The organism is Stenotrophomonas maltophilia group sp. Smal17 (assembly GCF_030237045.1).
GTDB classification, from domain to species: domain Bacteria; phylum Pseudomonadota; class Gammaproteobacteria; order Xanthomonadales; family Xanthomonadaceae; genus Stenotrophomonas; species Stenotrophomonas forensis.
In genome coordinates, this window is the sequence record NZ_JASJSU010000015.1 from 45,550 (window position 1) to 60,182 (window position 14,633).

General features: G+C 64.6%; 16 protein-coding genes, 1 tRNA gene and 1 pseudogene. 6 read left to right on the forward strand and 12 right to left on the reverse strand.

Annotated elements, in window-relative coordinates; translation table 11 throughout:
- Window positions 1-22 precede the first annotated feature (22 nt).
- Together QRO93_RS06580 and QRO93_RS06585 are read right to left on the reverse strand one after the other, a co-directional pair.
- On the reverse strand, window positions 23-319 hold the full coding sequence (locus QRO93_RS06580) for a hypothetical protein (protein ID WP_180878674.1): 297 nt from the start codon (window positions 317-319) through the stop codon (window positions 23-25).
- Window positions 320-442: 123 nt separating this feature from the next.
- Window positions 443-1,735: a tryptophan--tRNA ligase gene (locus tag QRO93_RS06585; RefSeq protein ID WP_053448533.1), complete on the reverse strand. Its 1,293-nt coding sequence runs from the start codon at window positions 1,733-1,735 to the stop codon at window positions 443-445.
- A gap of 108 nt (window positions 1,736-1,843) precedes the next feature.
- Here QRO93_RS06585 and QRO93_RS06590 point away from each other — a divergent pair.
- Window positions 1,844-2,635: pseudogene (locus tag QRO93_RS06590) on the forward strand (hypothetical protein); the annotation flags it as partial.
- Between the two features lie 89 nt (window positions 2,636-2,724).
- Here the strand turns inward: QRO93_RS06590 and QRO93_RS06595 are convergent.
- The 4 genes from QRO93_RS06595 to QRO93_RS06610 form a co-directional block, all read right to left on the reverse strand.
- Window positions 2,725-2,946, reverse strand: coding sequence for a CsbD family protein (locus tag QRO93_RS06595; protein ID WP_004137109.1), 222 nt, complete (start codon window positions 2,944-2,946; stop codon window positions 2,725-2,727).
- A gap of 207 nt (window positions 2,947-3,153) precedes the next feature.
- Window positions 3,154-3,291, reverse strand: a complete 138-nt coding sequence (locus QRO93_RS06600; protein ID WP_008266021.1) for an entericidin A/B family lipoprotein — start codon at window positions 3,289-3,291, stop codon at window positions 3,154-3,156.
- A gap of 162 nt (window positions 3,292-3,453) precedes the next feature.
- A complete protein-coding gene (gene rocF / locus QRO93_RS06605; RefSeq protein WP_004153767.1) occupies window positions 3,454-4,374 on the reverse strand; it encodes an arginase in 921 nt (306 codons plus the stop codon).
- Window positions 4,375-5,598: 1,224 nt separating this feature from the next.
- On the reverse strand, window positions 5,599-6,363 hold the full coding sequence (locus tag QRO93_RS06610) for a DUF3011 domain-containing protein (RefSeq protein ID WP_180878675.1): 765 nt from the start codon (window positions 6,361-6,363) through the stop codon (window positions 5,599-5,601).
- Window positions 6,364-6,947: 584 nt separating this feature from the next.
- Between QRO93_RS06610 and QRO93_RS06615 the strand changes: the two genes are divergently transcribed.
- Entirely contained in the window at window positions 6,948-7,349 is a 402-nt protein-coding gene (locus QRO93_RS06615) for a hypothetical protein (protein WP_049456591.1), read from the forward strand.
- 169 nt (window positions 7,350-7,518) lie between these two features.
- Here the strand turns inward: QRO93_RS06615 and QRO93_RS06620 are convergent, their stop codons facing one another.
- The gene (locus tag QRO93_RS06620) at window positions 7,519-7,821 is read right to left on the reverse strand and encodes an addiction module antidote protein (protein ID WP_053448529.1); all 303 of its coding nucleotides are present in this window, start codon (window positions 7,819-7,821) and stop codon (window positions 7,519-7,521) included.
- Window positions 7,822-8,541: 720 nt separating this feature from the next.
- Between QRO93_RS06620 and QRO93_RS06625 the strand changes: the two genes are divergently transcribed.
- Both QRO93_RS06625 and QRO93_RS06630 read left to right on the forward strand, forming a co-directional pair.
- Entirely contained in the window at window positions 8,542-9,495 is a 954-nt protein-coding gene (locus QRO93_RS06625; RefSeq protein ID WP_180878676.1) for a hypothetical protein, read from the forward strand.
- Entirely contained in the window at window positions 9,495-10,109 is a 615-nt protein-coding gene (locus QRO93_RS06630; RefSeq protein ID WP_180878677.1) for a hypothetical protein, read from the forward strand. The genes QRO93_RS06625 and QRO93_RS06630 overlap by 1 nt, the downstream gene beginning before the upstream one ends.
- Here QRO93_RS06630 and QRO93_RS06635 read toward each other — a convergent pair.
- From QRO93_RS06635 to birA, 5 genes are all read right to left on the reverse strand, one after another.
- The gene (locus QRO93_RS06635) at window positions 10,102-10,461 is read right to left on the reverse strand and encodes a DNA methyltransferase (RefSeq protein WP_180878678.1); all 360 of its coding nucleotides are present in this window, start codon (window positions 10,459-10,461) and stop codon (window positions 10,102-10,104) included. The two genes, QRO93_RS06630 and QRO93_RS06635, sit on opposite strands and share 8 nt — an antisense overlap.
- A 295-nt stretch (window positions 10,462-10,756) precedes the next feature.
- A tRNA-Thr gene (locus QRO93_RS06640) sits at window positions 10,757-10,832 on the reverse strand.
- A 41-nt stretch (window positions 10,833-10,873) separates the two neighbouring features.
- Complete coding sequence (locus QRO93_RS06645) at window positions 10,874-11,728, reverse strand: SPOR domain-containing protein (protein ID WP_180878679.1); 855 nt, start codon at window positions 11,726-11,728, stop codon at window positions 10,874-10,876.
- A gap of 9 nt (window positions 11,729-11,737) precedes the next feature.
- The gene (locus QRO93_RS06650) at window positions 11,738-12,469 is read right to left on the reverse strand and encodes a type III pantothenate kinase (RefSeq protein WP_180878680.1); all 732 of its coding nucleotides are present in this window, start codon (window positions 12,467-12,469) and stop codon (window positions 11,738-11,740) included.
- A complete protein-coding gene (gene birA / locus QRO93_RS06655; protein WP_180878681.1) occupies window positions 12,466-13,434 on the reverse strand; it encodes a bifunctional biotin--[acetyl-CoA-carboxylase] ligase/biotin operon repressor BirA in 969 nt (322 codons plus the stop codon). Before birA ends, QRO93_RS06650 begins: the two co-directional genes overlap by 4 nt.
- Before the next feature lie 144 nt (window positions 13,435-13,578).
- Between birA and QRO93_RS06660 the strand changes: the two genes are divergently transcribed.
- Together QRO93_RS06660 and QRO93_RS06665 are read left to right on the forward strand one after the other, a co-directional pair.
- Window positions 13,579-13,857, forward strand: coding sequence for a hypothetical protein (locus QRO93_RS06660; protein ID WP_049399853.1), 279 nt, complete (start codon window positions 13,579-13,581; stop codon window positions 13,855-13,857).
- Window positions 13,824-14,615 carry a zinc-dependent peptidase gene (locus QRO93_RS06665; protein WP_180878682.1) on the forward strand — a complete coding sequence of 264 codons (792 nt, stop codon included), beginning with the start codon at window positions 13,824-13,826 and terminating at the stop codon, window positions 14,613-14,615. The genes QRO93_RS06660 and QRO93_RS06665 overlap by 34 nt, the downstream gene beginning before the upstream one ends.
- The last annotated feature ends 18 nt before the right edge of the window (window positions 14,616-14,633 follow it).

The window sequence follows — 14,633 nt, forward strand, 5'->3', positions numbered from 1 at the left end:
GCTCGACTCTACAAAGGCGGGGTTATCGGACCAGCCAGCGCGGCCGCAGCAGCAACGCCATTACCAGCACCGCCAGGAACGCGCCGTAGGCGTACAGCACCGCCAGCACCTGCGGCCAGATCGGGCCGGCGCCGGGCTGTGCCATGCCAATGCGATAGCCCCACAGCATCGACAGGATGCTCAGCGCGAAGGCCAGCAGCAGGGTGATGCCATCGAACAGGCGCCGCCGCGCGGTGCGCGGCTGGCGCGGGAACAGCCAGTACAGGCTGCCCAGCAGCAGGAACCAGGGCAGGAACAGCAGCAGCGACAACCAGGCCATTGCAGACTCCATGTCATCGCGCCGGAGGCGCGCGGACATCATGCCATGGGCGCTGTGCCATGGTCGCGGCGGCCGCTGGCCGGCGTGTCCCATGCAGTTGCCGGCCAGCGGCCGGCACTACCCTTATTCTTCGCGCAGCGCCGCCAGGGCAGCCAGCACCGCATCCACCTCGGCTTCCAGCTTGAACAGCTCGCTCTGCAGCTGGTCACCCTGCTCGGCCTGCTTGATCACTGCGATCAGCTGGCCGGCATCGCGCGGCGAATCGAAGCCTTCGCTCTGGATCAGCAGCGTGCCGTCACCGGCGGTCAGCTTGAAGTAGAAGCGGCCGTCCTTCTCGCGGTACTGCTTGAACAGCGGCGGTGCCGCGCGGGCCACGCCGGCATCTTCGCTGGCGATGTCGCCGGCGCTGGACAGGTCGCGCAGGCCCACCGCATGGCGCAGCTCGTCCAGCAGCGGGGCTGCCAGCTGCTCGCGCAGCTGCTGGCCACGGCGCTTGAGCAGCGCTTCAATCTTTTCCGGCTCGGCCATCAGCGCGTTGTAGCGCTCGCGCAGCGGCGAAAGCTCGCTGTCGATGCGCTCGAACAGCTGCTGCTTGGCATCGCCCCAGCTGATGCCGGCCGCGAACGCCTTGGCGAATTCGGCGGTCTGCTCCGGGGTGGCGAACGCCTGGTACATCTGGAACAGCGCAGAGCCCTCGGTGTCCTTCGGCTCGCCCGGTGCGCGCGAGTCGGTCAGGATCGAGAACACCAGCTTCTTCAGCTCCTCGCGCGGCACGAACAGCGGAATGGTGTTGTGGTAGCTCTTGCTCATCTTGCGGCCGTCGAGGCCGGCCAGCGTTGCCACCTGCTCGTCGATCACCACGTCCGGCAGCGGGAAGTACTCCTTGCCGTACACGTGGTTGAAGCGCTGGGCAAAATCGCGCGCCATCTCGATGTGCTGGATCTGGTCGCGGCCCACCGGCACCTGGTTGGCCTTGAAGATCAGGATGTCGGCGGCCATCAGCACCGGGTACATGAACAGGCCGGCGCTGACGCCTGCATCCTCGTCCACGCCTTCCTCGCGGTTCTTGTCCACCGCCGCCTTGTAGGCGTGCGCGCGGTTGAGGATGCCCTTGCTGGCGATGGCAGTCAGGAACCACATCAGCTCGGTGGTCTCGCGGATGTCGCTCTGGCGGTAGAACCACACGTGTTCCGGGTCCAGGCCGCAGGCCAGCCAGCTGGCCGCGATCTCCAGGGTCGCGCGCTGGGTGCGCTGCGGGTCCTGCGACTTGATCAGGCTGTGCAGGTCGGCCAGGAAGAAGAAGCTCTCGATCCCCGGGGCGCGGCTGGCGGCGATTGCCGGACGGATGGCGCCAACGTAGTTGCCCAGGTGGGGCGTGCCGGAGGGGGTGATGCCGGTAAGGACTCGGGTCGTCATGACTGCGTGGGGTAACCTTCGATGAACGGGGCCAGTTTACCTTGCACGCCACCAACCCCGTCAGGGCCCGCGGCGCGTTCATTCACGCAACCCCGCTGGAGACGCCCGATGAAACGCCTGCTGCCCCTGCTGCTGATCCTGCCCCTGGCCGGCTTCCGCCCGGCCCCGCCTCCGCCGCCGGCCTACCAGGGCGGCCCGGTGCGCATGGCCCTGGTTGACCGCGATCGCGGCACCGAACTGCGCAGCTACCCCGCCGAAGGCCAACGCTGGGTGGCCGGCGAGCGTGGCCATCGCTACGCCGTGCGCCTGTACAACGACAGTCCGCGCCGGGTGCTGGTGGTGCTGTCGGTGGACGGCATCAACGCCATTTCCGGCGAAGATGCCGATCCTTCGCAGACCGGCTATGTGCTCAACCCCGGCCAGCGCGCCGACATCACCGGCTGGCGCAAGAGCCAGGATGAAGTGGCGCAGTTCGTGTTCAGCAGCCCCAGCGGCAGTTATGCCAGCCGCACCGGCCGCCCGGACAACATCGGCGTGGTGGGCGTGGCCGTGTTCGAGGAAGCGCGTCGCTGGCGCCCCGAGCCGATCCTGCGCCGCAGCCTGCCCGCACCAGCCCCGGCGGCCGAAGCCGCCGCCGATGCCAGCGCCAGCCGCATCGAGGGTTATGCCAGCAAGTCGCAGGCGCCGGCACTGGGCACCGGCCACGGCGCACGCGAACAGTCGTCGGTGCGCGACACCGACTTCGAACGCGCCAGCCGCAGCCCGGCGCAGGTGCTGCAGCTGCGCTACGACAGCGCGCGCAACCTGCGTGCACGCGGCATCCTGGTGGATTCGCCCTCACGCCTGCCGCGCGAACCGCAGGCCTTCCCCAACCGCTACGTGCCGGACCCGCCGGCACGCTGGTCGCCGCCTGCAGACAACACAACGCCCGCAACCTCACGGTGCGGGCGTCGTGTTGTGGGGGAAACGTGTGGGGGAAACCGTGGTGCTTACTTGTAGTCCGGGTAGTCCTTGCTCACGCTGTCCTGGAACTCACGGACTTCCTTCTCAGCGCGGTCCTTGGCCCAGCCATAACGTTCCTGCAGGCGGCCCGCCAGGTATTCGGCATTGCCTTCGGCCACATCGAAATCGTCGTTGGTCAGATCGCCCCACTTGGCCTGGGCCTTGCCCTTCAGCTGCGACCACTTGCCGGAAATGATGTCTTTGTTCATTGCTGGGAGTCCTTGGTTGCAACGGCGTTCTTACCGTGGCTCCAGCTTCGCGCAGCGGCTGTTGAATGCCGGTCAACCCGCCATGAAATGCACGCTCACCTGCTTGAATGGTTCACTCCGCTTGCACAGCCCTGCAGCGAAAAAGCGCGCGCAGAAAAAAAGGCCGGGGAAACCCGGCCTTTTTTCTCTTTCCGTTCCGTGCAGGGCTCAACGGCCCTTCGCGGTGTCCTCGACCTTCTCGCCCGCCTTCTGCACGTCCTTGCCGGCACCGGCAATGGTGTTGCAACCGGCCAGCAGGGCCACCGAGAACATCGACAACAGCATCAGGGCAACTACGCGCTTCATGGGCTTCTCCTTGGGTTTGCCGCTACACCGCTCAATTCGCGGATGGGATTCTTTCGCTCGGCGGAAGAAGGCCAATGCCCACTGCCGCCGCGTGAAGTGCAATCTGGCGGCAGACGCGTGGAGCGCGTGTGAACGGATCAAAGATCCGTTCAGGCCAAAGGCTCAATCGCGCATCAGGGTGGACTTGCCGAACAGGCTTTCGACCAGGTCCACGGCCAGTTCGGCGGTGGCATTCTGCTTGTCCAACAACGGGTTAAGCTCGACGATGTCCAGCGAGCCCATGCGCCCGGTGTCGGCGATCATCTCCATCACCAACTGCGCCTCGCGGTAGTTCACCCCGCCCGGCACGGTGGTGCCCACGCCCGGCGCGATGCTGGGGTCGAGGAAGTCCACATCGAAGCTGACATGCAGGTGGGTGTTCTCGTCGATGCCGGCCAGCGCCGCTTCCACCGCACGCTTCATGCCGTTCTCGTCGATGTAGCGCATGTCATAGACATCGACCTTGTGCGTCTTGATCAGGCGCTTTTCTTCCGGGTCCACCGAGCGGATGCCGATCTGGTGCATCTGCGCCGGGGTGATCGCGGGCGACGTGCCGCCCAGCCGGGTCAGCGCATCCGGGCCGAGGCCGCACAGGCAGGCCACCGGCATGCCGTGGATGTTGCCCGACGGGGTCACATCGCTGGTGTTGAAGTCCGAATGCGCATCCAGCCACAGCACGCGCAGGGTCTTGCCCTGCTCGCGGCACCAGCGCGCCACGGCGGTGATCGAACCGATGCCCAGGCAGTGGTCGCCGCCGAGCATGATGGGCATGCGGCCGGCCTGCAGTTCGGCATAGCTGGCTTCCATCAAGGCGTGGTTCCACGCCACCACCTCATCCAGGTGGCGGTAGCCTTCCACCGGCGCGGTCCACGGGTTGCGCGGGCCGTCCAGGTTGCCCAGGTCGCGCACGTCCACGCCGCGCGCCTCCAGCGCTTCCGGCAGGCCCGCCACGCGCAGCGCTTCCGGCCCCAGCCGGGCACCGCGATGGCCCGCACCCACGTCGGTGGGAACGCCAATCAGGGATACGGAGATGGGATGGGCCATGGGTGCCTCCTGCGGGGGAAAAAGAAGCACAGTCTAGCCAGAGCTGTGTGACACCACTCGCGGCGGTGCAGCAGGGCGGGCAGCGTTCAAGAATGATCGAGCACCTCCAAGGTCGGAGGACCAGCTCCGACCCTGGCTGCATGTGCAGGCTCCGCAGCGAGGCGCGATCACGCAATTCTCCCTTGACGGCAACAATGCATGTGCCGAGTATTCGCGAGAAGGCAAATAGCGCGCTCATGCGGCTAGCGGAGAATGGTGATTCAAACCCGAGGAGGATGGTTTGCCTAGTCTGTACTGCAGGGACGCGCCAGGCATTTCAATGCGAGGAGAGGCAAATTGAAAGCCGCCTACATGGCCGCTCTCTTGGCGATGGGCGTTCTTTCAACCTCATGCACAGAGTCCAATCGCCCCGCTCCGACTGAGTGCATTGCAGGTGGCAGTGCAACCTTAAGGTCGGTGTACGCCGATGATTTTGACGTGATCGTCTTTGGCGAGACACACGGAAACGCCCAAACTCCGCAGCTCTTCTTTGATGCTGTCTGCAGCTTTGCATCAAGATCAAGTCCAATTCTTGTAGGAATGGAGATCCCTCCTTCTTCCATCAAAGCCGTTCGGGATTCAGCGACGCGCGGGAGGAGTGAAGTTTTTCGGGACGCCTTTTGGGCCAGATCGAGGGATGGTCGATCAAGCGCGGCGAATCTGGAGCTTATCGAGCGACTCATTCGACTGGAGTCAGAGGGATACATTCGACTTGTTGGATTCGACAAGCGAGTAACGGGCAAGGAAGATTTCGGCTCAAGCTCGCTGTCAGCGTTGGAGACCGAACAGGCGAAAAGCAGTAGGAGCAAATGGATCCTGCTCACCGGCCGGGGCCACGCAAGGTATGTCAATGACCCATTGAGTCTGACATACGCCCTTGTCCAAAGTGGACGCAGCACTGGAGTTGTGGACCTGACCTTGGTCGCTGGAAATACCTGGGCCTGCGTGATGGGCGAATGCGGGGTCCAGCAGATCGGGAACGGCCAGTGCGAAAGCTCCTACATTTCCACGAACGTCACGGCGGGCACGCGCCTACAGGTCACCAATCACTGCATTGACTCCGCCACTGCATCTGCTCCGGCGGCTGACTCAGCGACCAGGATCGGCAGATAGCCGAATTTGCCACCACCTCCAGACGCCATCGGCCATAGTCACTGGCGTGCTGAGCCGGGGCAGTTCGACGGCTCAGCGGCGTCGAATCGGCGTCACGCTCTGCACCTGGCCGTTGTTGCGCATCATGCACAGGAAGCGGCCGTCGGGATAATCGATGATCAGCTCCTGATAATCGCTGCCCACCGGCATCTGGGTCACCAGCGATCCCTTCGCGCCCTTGCGTGTGTTGCAGGCGCCCAGCGCGGTATCGCCTGCCGGCGCCGGGGTAGTCACCGAGGACACATTGCGGAACACCGCGCGGCACCCGCCATTGACCCACACCGAATGCCGCGCCAAGCCCCAATTCTTGCCTTCCTCGCAGCGGGTGCGGCTGAGCTGGCGCACGATTTCCACGTTGCCGCGGGTGTTCAGATCGCATGACACCTGCTGCTGGCCGGTGGATTCACAGGTGACCTCGCGCGGCAGCGCGGCATCCCCGGCGGCAGCGTCGCGAGGGCCTGCGCTGTCTGCGGCGGACGCGGGCGTGCCTGTGCTGCTGACCTGGCAGATGCCATTGGCACCGCCTCGGCCGGTGTAGCTGACCTGCGGCGTGCCGTCATCGTTGCTGCTGATTGACAGGGTGATGTCGCTTTTGGCGTCGCGGGCTTCGAAATAGCGGTCGTTGAAGCGCTTCAGCGTCGCCTCGCGGCCCTGCACGTAGACCGGCCCGCCCTCATCGGCGTGCACATCGATGCCGCCCGGGCAACTGGCGTTGAAGAACGGCACGGCGGCCATGGCCGGGGCTGCGAAGGCGGTGGACAACAGTGCGGCGGTGAGCGGCAGAGCGTGGCGGCGCATATGCAGTTCCCAAAGGGTGTGTGCCCGCACTATGCGGCCGGGTGCCCGGCGCGGGGCGTGAGGAGAATGATGCGCCGCGCGGCGGGTTTTGGCGTTCGCATTTGGTATGGTGGTTATGGCGCCTTGCCCGCGCTGTTAAGCCAGCTTTACTTCGCGGGCGTTTCAAGGCCTCGAAACAGTGCTGATTCCGGTCAAACTCCAGCGAATGACTGCGCTGCGCAATATGTCGTTTTCGGCATTGCAGCGGCTGAAACAAGCCAATCGCGATAATTCATTTTTCCTTTCATATCACCCGATGCCATCGAAACAAACGACTGGCAGGCGGGTATTTCGCGTGCGCATGATGAATCGCCCCCTGCAAAGGTGGCCGGGACTTCCAAGCCCGTTTAATCGAAGCTGTATACGCTTGCCAGCCGGCGCCGTCTTCCCAAGAGCGGCGTCGGCTGGCAATCCGTTCGCCGATCGACGGCGGGCGGTGCGTGGGGGCCCCGTGCCCACCGGCTCATCGATTACCGGTCTTGGAAGCCACGCATCGCCTGCCACCCTCTTCGGGTGGCACCTCTGTTCCTGACGAGGATGCCCGCATGTCCAAGACCCTTTATCCGTATCTGACCGCCACGCTGGGCGACGCCGCCCTGCATCTGCCGCTCGAACTGGCGCAGCCCCTGGAAGCCGCCTTCGCCGCCGCGAACGACGCACCCACGCCTATCAATCTCCCCGTGTGCCTGCGGCAGATCCAGGCTGGCGATGCCGCCGACGGACAGCCGTGGCAGGGGCCGGCCAGCACGCCCGGCCAAGCGGTGGACGCCGCGCGCAGGGATCGCGCCGCCGCCGGTCTGGTATCGGTGCTGGAGCTGTACCACGCCGCCGAGCGCGTTCGCGTGGATGGGGAAGAGAAAGACGATATCGGCGATGGCACGCGCGAGGGGCTGATGCTGGCCTGCCGGGGGTTGGCGGAGTATGTGGCGTTGCAGGTACGTAGCTGAGGCTGCGTTGGCAGTGTCAGCGGCGTTGATCGAAGGATCTGCCCACGTCATGCATTGAGCTGACTCACCGGCTTGGGACGAAGAAACCGCCGAAAGGCGGTTTTTTCATGTTCGTTCCACCGCCTTTGCGACCGACGGCGCGCCGACGCATCAAGATCGGCGCGTGTGCCTATGCTGCGCTGGCATGCAGGCGCACACCCAGGGCGCGGGTCACTTTGAGGATGGTCGCGAAATCGGGGCTGCGCTCGCCCGACAGTGCGCGATACAGGCTCTCACGCGACAGGCCTGCCGCACGCGCGACCTTGCTCATCCCCTGAGCGCGTGCGATGTCGCCGAGCGCCTTGGCAATGAACGCAGAATCGCCATCGCTTTCTGCGATGCAAGCATCGAGATAGGCCGCCATCTCCTCCGGTGTACGAAGGTGCTCGGCCACGTCAAATGCTTTGAGTTCGACTTTCTTCTTGATGGCCATGATGGGACAGCTCCAGTGCTTCGGTATTGAGACGTTTCGTCGATAGCCAGTTAGATGCTCACAGGGCACGCGCAGTCTCCTTGGCCTTCTCTATATCGCGCTGCTGCGAGTCCTTGTTGCCTCCGACCGGCAAATTTGACTTCAGCCCCCGTTGCGTGTGGCCTACAGGCTACACCTTCGAGCATCATATGCGGGAGTATTCGATCGTCAGGAATATGCGCAGGAAGCGGCAGGCCAGCCAATAGTTTGCGGTGGCGGAGAACGCCATGTAGGGCCAGGGATTGGCCTTGCCGTGGGCAATGCAGAAGAGGCGCCCCATAAAGTGCGCAGGCCTGGCGCGGAGACGAATTCGCTTTCGGATTCTCAGCCGGTATCCTGTAGATCAACCCGGGGGTTTATGACTTCGTTGGCCGACGCTATCGCTCGCAGCGTGGCGCGACAGCGAGCAGCTGCGCCGTTCCGCAGGTAGTGCAGAAAAAGCACCCTATGAAGTGTGCAGGGGTGGTGTGGAGACGAGTGCGCACGCAGGGTGCCCGAGTAGACTCCGAACCTTTTTCTGGAAAAGCGTATGTCGGGACGCAAGCCCGGCACTCTGCACTCCCAAACCCTGGCCCCTAAAGTGGCCACAGACTGCCCTTGGCACGGCACCACAGCTACAATCGGGCCGCCTACGCCATATAGCGGCGCTTCGGGCGCACCTAGAGCATTTCAAGGAAAGGAATGGGCACCATCCTCAGAAGTCTTCAGTTGAAGAAGCTCGTCGCTATCGACGGCGACCGCTACCCGGCCATTGCGCCGCTTGAAGTTCACAAGTACTTGCGGAAAGCGCTAGAAGCCGCAAAAACAGTCGGTGATAGGCACTGCCCTGCAGTCGCTGACGTTAAGCCGGGTAAGACATGCGTCTTTTTGGAACCCTCAAAGAAGGCAGGCGACAGCCTCTTGTTCCATGCCTTCATCTACACGGCGGGGAAAACCCCCGACCAGGTGGTGCAAGACTTCGCGGCCGCGAGTGCAGACATCAAGGCAGAACAGATCAAAACAGAAGATGGCGACCCTATCGAGATAGTGGACCGTGTGGCGTGCTTGGTCTATGGCGAGAGCCTGATCATGGAGAACGCCAGGGTATACGGGTCACTTCATATCATCCTGACAGCGATTCGCCAGCTCATCCGCAGACACGCAGTCAAGAGCTACCCCAGACTAGTTGCTGAGGATGTACCCGCCCGTGACTTCAAGACGCTCGCCAAACTCCATCGGGGCGTAAAGAGTGTCACGGCACGCGTCCGGGGAGACTTCAATCCGGAGCCGGCTTCGTTCGGTGCAGCCCTAGAGTCAATGTTCAGCAACGCTGGAGCAAACAAATTCAAGCAAATCACTGCTTCGATCGAGGCAGAGAAGAACGGCGAACTTGACGTAGACACCGTGCTTGAATGGGTAGACGAAAGCGAAGGGGGTACCGGGCTGTCTGGCATCTCTGTCACCTTCAACGATAAGACCGGGCTCGCGGATTTGGATAGCTACCGGGAGAAGGTTCAGGTTGAGATTCAAGAAATTCGGCCAGGGGTACCCGCAGTCACAGAAATTGAGACGGAGATGTTGAAATATCTCAATGAACTTGCTACCGCACCTGACGTTAAGGCGCGACTGATAGACTCAAAGGGTGTCTTTCTCTAATGACCATGCACATCGGGCGGCTGGCTATGCCTCTCTTCGATAAGTTCTTGCCTGATGACCTGCTCGCAGCAGTCAGAACAATCAAGATCGCTGCGACTGAGGCCGCGCCGTCGCCGGGTGTTTGGATTCGCTATGCATGCTTTTATGGTGCGATCTTCGTCGTAGGAGCGGTTGTTGGGCACGTTTTCCAACGTGCTAGCGTCATGAGCAGTGCCTCTGTAGATGGTTGGAAAATGGCCACCACACTCCTTACCATCGTAACTGGCTTCATGATCACCACGATGTTGTTTACCGGAAAGGTGGAAGCAGCCAAGAGCCTTAATTCGGTTCAAATGGAGAAGTTCACGAAGAAGAGTAATCATTTGCTTTTCTCGCAATGGATCACCCTGCTCAATCACATAGCTAGCCTTCTCGGCGTAGCTGTGATTCTTGCTATAGGCGAGAGCCAACCGAAGCTCTCCTACTGGATTGTGTGTGGAGTCGTGGGCCTCTTTTTCCTATCCTTCCTGCGCTCGATGCTCATTCCTATTCAGATAATTGAACTGCATCGATTTGTGCATGCTGCCCTCCTCCGAGAGAAGCAAGATGAAGAAGGCAGCAAAACCATCACATAGTCGAGAAGCCGCCCCAGGGCGGCTTTTTGCGTAGTGACCGCATAGCTGCGAGCAGTCGGCTTCTTGGAACTTCGTAGTGGTGATTCATCATCTTAATGTCAGCCCAGCTGTAGCCCTCAGCATCCGCGGCTACCAATGCGGTGCCGGAGCCGGCGAACGGATCGAGGATGCGCTCACCCTGCTCGCAGACCTGCACCAGCTGGCGCATGAGATCAGTCGGCTTGCCGGTGAGGTGATGCTTGTCCGACTTAGGCCGACCCATCCCGATCAAAGCGGAACAGCGCCCCATTCTGGTTTCGGAGTCCGGCCCCCCTTTGACCAGATCGGCCCTCGACAGCGTCTGCCAACGCATGATCCGCCGAGCGATTGCTGAGGGAGTTGATCGAAAGGAACCAACCCTTCGCGCTCGACGGCTTGATACACCGGGGAATCGGCGACAGCGAAGACAAGGGCTCTGATGGCCACGTGACCGAGGCGATGCGGCAGCTGTACGACCACTCTGTGCCGGCAGTCGAAGTAGCCGTGAAACTAAAGAAGAACCACCAATCTTCCCGATAATTTTCCCGGTAGAAGCAAAAAGGCCAGCGCACCGCGCTGGCCTTTTTCGTTGAAACCCCTATTTTCAAGGCGTTTCGGCGCTTCCCGCGTGGTGCCGCTTATCCGAATCGAACGGATGACCTACTGTTTACAAGACAGTTGCTCTACCAACTGAGCTAAAGCGGCATGGGTGGTACGCCGGCGGCAGCGCCGCGGTCCGGGGGATTCTAGCGCAACCGCGTGCATTCCAGCGACCGGCTCTGGGCCGCGCCGCTGCGCTGCTGGGCCTGGGCCGGCTGCGTGCCTGCCGCCAGCTGGCCTTCCAACCACCACTGGCCGGCGTCGCCGCTGGCCACCAGGCGCGGCTGGAAGCCGGCGGCCTGCACCGCCGCCACGCGGCGCTCGGCGCCTTCGCGGTTGCGGTACTGGCCCAGTGCCACGGCGTTGATGTCCTCGCCCTGGCTAATGATGTAGTAGTCGCTCAGGCCGGCGGCGACGATGCGCTTCACCGTGGCCTGCGCTTCTTCCCGGTTGGCGGCGGCCGGCAGCAGCACGCGGTAGCGGGCACTGCCGCTGGCGGCGGGCTGTTCGCGCAGGCGCACCTGGCTGATGGCATTGCCGGCCTTGCCCTGCGCGGCGGTCGCGGCGGCGCGGTCGGCAAATGGTCCCAATGCGACACAGCGCGGCGGCTCCGGGGCGGCTGGCGGCGTCGCGGGCTTTTCCGCAACTGGTGCGGGCGCAGGTTTGACGGCTGCCGCAACGGCCACTGGTGCCGGTGCAGGTACGGCCTCAGCCACCTGCGGCTTGGCCAGCTCCGGCTTGGCCGGCACCGCAGGCGCGGGCGTCGCTGCCACGGCGGTCTTCTCGGCCGGTTCGCGCTCCATCAGCGGTGTGGTCGGGGCGGCAGCGGTGGCTTCGGCAGCGGCATTCGCATCATCCCCACCCGGCACCCAACGCAGCTCGGCCACGCCGGCAGGTTGCGGCGCGGGCGCAGGCGGTTGCGGTGCATCGCGCAGCAGCCACCAGCAGGCGACGCCAAGATTGAGGATGGCCAGTACGACGATCAGGGCACGGGTCAGCATGCGCGGATACTAGTCTGCGGGCTGGTGCACCGCCCAGCGGGCGAGGCCATCCAGCACCAGCGACGGGTGGTAGTCGGCGCCGGGCAGCAGCGGCATCAGCGCCGGTGCGCCACCCCCGTGCACCAGCAGCGACGGTGCCACGCCCAGCAGTGCGTGCGCCTGCTGTGCGCTGCGTTCGATCAGCGCCACGGCCGCGCCATCGCAGCCGGAGGCCAGCGCGTCGGCGGTGTCGTTGGCGAATTCGCTGTAGTCGCCACCAGTGGCCGGCAGCTGCACCGCACGCGCGTGCAGTGCTTCGCGCATGGTGGTGGGCGATGCGGAGATACGGCCGCCGTGGTGCTGGCCCTCGGCGTCGAGCAGATCAATGGTCAACGCGGTGCCCACCCCAACCACCAGCACCGGGCGCTGCGCCTTGGCGGCCGCCAGCAGCGCCAGGAAGCGATCAACACCGAACTTTTCCGGCTTGGCATAGGCAATGCGCACGCCCGCGCATTCGGCGCTGGTGCGCACCACGTGCACGTGTTCGAAGCGGCGCTGCAGCTGGTCCAGCATGGCGCTGGTCAGCGACGGTGCGGCCACGCTGGCGACGAACGCGGTGGTGCCGCTGGGCAGGCTGTGCGGCGGCTGCCCGGCCATGCCTTCGGCGCCATGCGCCCAGGCCTGCACATCGCCGGCACGGTCACCCTGCAACGGCGCGAACTTGAAGCGCGAGTTGCCGAGGTCGAACAACCAATCGCTCATGCCGCCCTCACGCTGACTTCGCCGGCGTGCAGCAGGCGTTCCTGGCCATCGATGCGCACGCGCAATGCGCCGTCATCGGCCAGGCCCAGTGCGGTGCCGTGCTGCCACTGCCCTTCCAGCTCCACGCGTACTTCGCGGCCGGCCAGCATGTCGAACGCGGCATAGCGCGGCAGGAACGGGGCGAGGCCTTCGCGATCGAATTCCTCCAGCGCCGGCAGCAGGCGTGTCAGCACTGCGGCGACCACCACGTTGCGGTCCACCGGTTTGCCGGCAAGCGTGTCCAGGTCCACCCACGGCTGGGTGATCTGTTCGGCGAACGCGGGCGGCATGTGCGTGTTGATGCCGATGCCGATCACTGCGCGCGCCGGGCCGGCGTATTCGCCACCGCCTTCGGCGAGCAGGCCGACCAGCTTGCGCTTGCCATCGACAATCAGGTCGTTCGGCCACTTCAACTGCGCCTGGGTGAAACCGAGGTCATGCAGCGCTTCGGCCACGGCGATGCCGGCCACCAGGCTCAGCCCGGCCAGGCGGCCGAGGCCACCGGAGTACAGGCGCAGCACCGACAGGTAGACGTGCGCGGCCAGCGGCGAGGCCCAGGTACGGCCACGACGGCCGCGGCCACCGGTCTGGCGTTCGGCCAAAAGGACGCTCACCCCGCGCTGGGGCGCGCTGCAACGCAGCAATTCGGCGTTGGTGGAGTCCACCGTCCAGGCCACCTGCAGGTCGTGCAGCAGCGGCAGAACCGCGGCAGGCAGGCCCGCGCGGATCGCGTCCGGGTCCAGCAGGTCGACCGGGCGGGTCAGGCCATAGCCCTCGCCAGCACGGCCTTCCACGCCCACGCCGGCGGCCCTAAGTCCTTGAATACGCTTCCAAATGGCCGCCCGGGTCTGGCCCAGCTCACGGGCCAGGGCGTCGCCGGACAGGCGACCGGCAGCGAGTTTGGCCAGCAATTGGCGATCGTCCACGGCAGCTTCCACGAAGTCAGGACGGAATTATGCGGGAAAGCCGCCAGCGACGCCCGCCACGCTGGGTTCCGCAGGGGCTTCCAACGGGGCGCCGGGTTCGGGCTAGAATCGGGAACTCACCTTCCCTTAACGTGGATGTCGTCAATGCGCCGTTATGCCCATTGCCTGATCCTGCTGATGATGCCCTTCGCGGCGTCTGCAACGGCAGCGCTGGACGACAGCCGTGGGGCCTGCGTGTCCTCCAATGGCGATGCCGCCTCGCAGCGCGCACCCACTGCCAGCGCATCGGCCGCCAGCACCAAGGCGGCACCGGTACGCCCGGCCGCCAGCACGACTACCGGCGGCGGTGGCAGCGATGACGACATGCTGCCGCGCATCCGCGCACCGAAGTGGCACAGCTACCTGCCGGGAATGTTCCGCTGATCAAGTCGTTGCTGCAGTGGCTGCGGCCTGCGCCGCGGCCGATTGACGATGCGCTTTGGGATAACGCCTGCCGCCGCGCGGCCTGGTTGCACGGCCTGGACGACGCGCGTCGCGCGCGCCTGCGCGTGCTGGCCACGCGCTTCCTGCACGAGAAGACCATCACCCCCATCGGCGAGCTGCAGTTGCAGCCCGGCGATGGCGTGCTGCTGGCCGCGCTGTGCTGCCTGCCGCTGCTGGAGTTCGGCGAGGTGGGGCTGGAAGGCTGGTCGCAGCTGATCGTCTACCCCGATGCGTTCCGCGTGCACCGCAGCCACATGGATGCAGCCGGCGTGCTGCACGAATGGGATGACGAGCTGATTGGCGAGTCGTGGGACAGCGGTCCGTTGATCCTGTCCTGGGCCGATGTGCAGGCCGACCTGGCCGCGCCGCACGAGGGTTACTGCGTGGCGGTGCACGAGATGGTGCACAAGCTGGATGCGCTGGATGGCGCAATGGATGGCACGCCGCCGCTGCCACGGCAATGGCAGCGCGAGTGGGCCGGCATTTTCCAGCGTGCCTACGACGCGTTCTGTGCGCAGGTGGATGCGGGTGAGGAAACGCTGATCGATCCGTATGCGGCCGAGGCGCCGGAAGAGTTCTTCGCGGTGGCCAGCGAGTACCACTTCTCGGCACCGGATCTGCTGCAGCAGGCGTTGCCGGAGGTGGCCGCGCAGCTGCGGCGGTTCTATGGCGAGCCGCCGGCGTTCGAACAACGGTAGTGCCGGCCGCTGGCCGGC

Excerpts from the sequence above, each read along its gene's own strand:
- QRO93_RS06580 (WP_180878674.1), bottom strand. The coding sequence starts at position 319 with ATGGCCTGGTTGTCGCTGCTGCTGTTCCTGCCCTGGTTCCTGCTGCTG.
- QRO93_RS06585 (WP_053448533.1), bottom strand. The coding sequence starts at position 1,735 with ATGACGACCCGAGTCCTTACCGGCATCACCCCCTCCGGCACGCCCCAC.
- QRO93_RS06595 (WP_004137109.1), bottom strand. The coding sequence starts at position 2,946 with ATGAACAAAGACATCATTTCCGGCAAGTGGTCGCAGCTGAAGGGCAAG.
- QRO93_RS06600 (WP_008266021.1), bottom strand. The coding sequence starts at position 3,291 with ATGAAGCGCGTAGTTGCCCTGATGCTGTTGTCGATGTTCTCGGTGGCC.
- rocF (WP_004153767.1), bottom strand. The coding sequence starts at position 4,374 with ATGGCCCATCCCATCTCCGTATCCCTGATTGGCGTTCCCACCGACGTG.
- QRO93_RS06610 (WP_180878675.1), bottom strand. The coding sequence starts at position 6,363 with ATGCGCCGCCACGCTCTGCCGCTCACCGCCGCACTGTTGTCCACCGCC.
- QRO93_RS06615 (WP_049456591.1), top strand. The coding sequence starts at position 6,948 with ATGTCCAAGACCCTTTATCCGTATCTGACCGCCACGCTGGGCGACGCC.
- QRO93_RS06620 (WP_053448529.1), bottom strand. The coding sequence starts at position 7,821 with ATGGCCATCAAGAAGAAAGTCGAACTCAAAGCATTTGACGTGGCCGAG.
- QRO93_RS06625 (WP_180878676.1), top strand. The coding sequence starts at position 8,542 with ATGGGCACCATCCTCAGAAGTCTTCAGTTGAAGAAGCTCGTCGCTATC.
- QRO93_RS06630 (WP_180878677.1), top strand. The coding sequence starts at position 9,495 with ATGACCATGCACATCGGGCGGCTGGCTATGCCTCTCTTCGATAAGTTC.
- QRO93_RS06635 (WP_180878678.1), bottom strand. The coding sequence starts at position 10,461 with ATGCGTTGGCAGACGCTGTCGAGGGCCGATCTGGTCAAAGGGGGGCCG.
- QRO93_RS06645 (WP_180878679.1), bottom strand. The coding sequence starts at position 11,728 with ATGCTGACCCGTGCCCTGATCGTCGTACTGGCCATCCTCAATCTTGGC.
- QRO93_RS06650 (WP_180878680.1), bottom strand. The coding sequence starts at position 12,469 with ATGAGCGATTGGTTGTTCGACCTCGGCAACTCGCGCTTCAAGTTCGCG.
- QRO93_RS06660 (WP_049399853.1), top strand. The coding sequence starts at position 13,579 with ATGCGCCGTTATGCCCATTGCCTGATCCTGCTGATGATGCCCTTCGCG.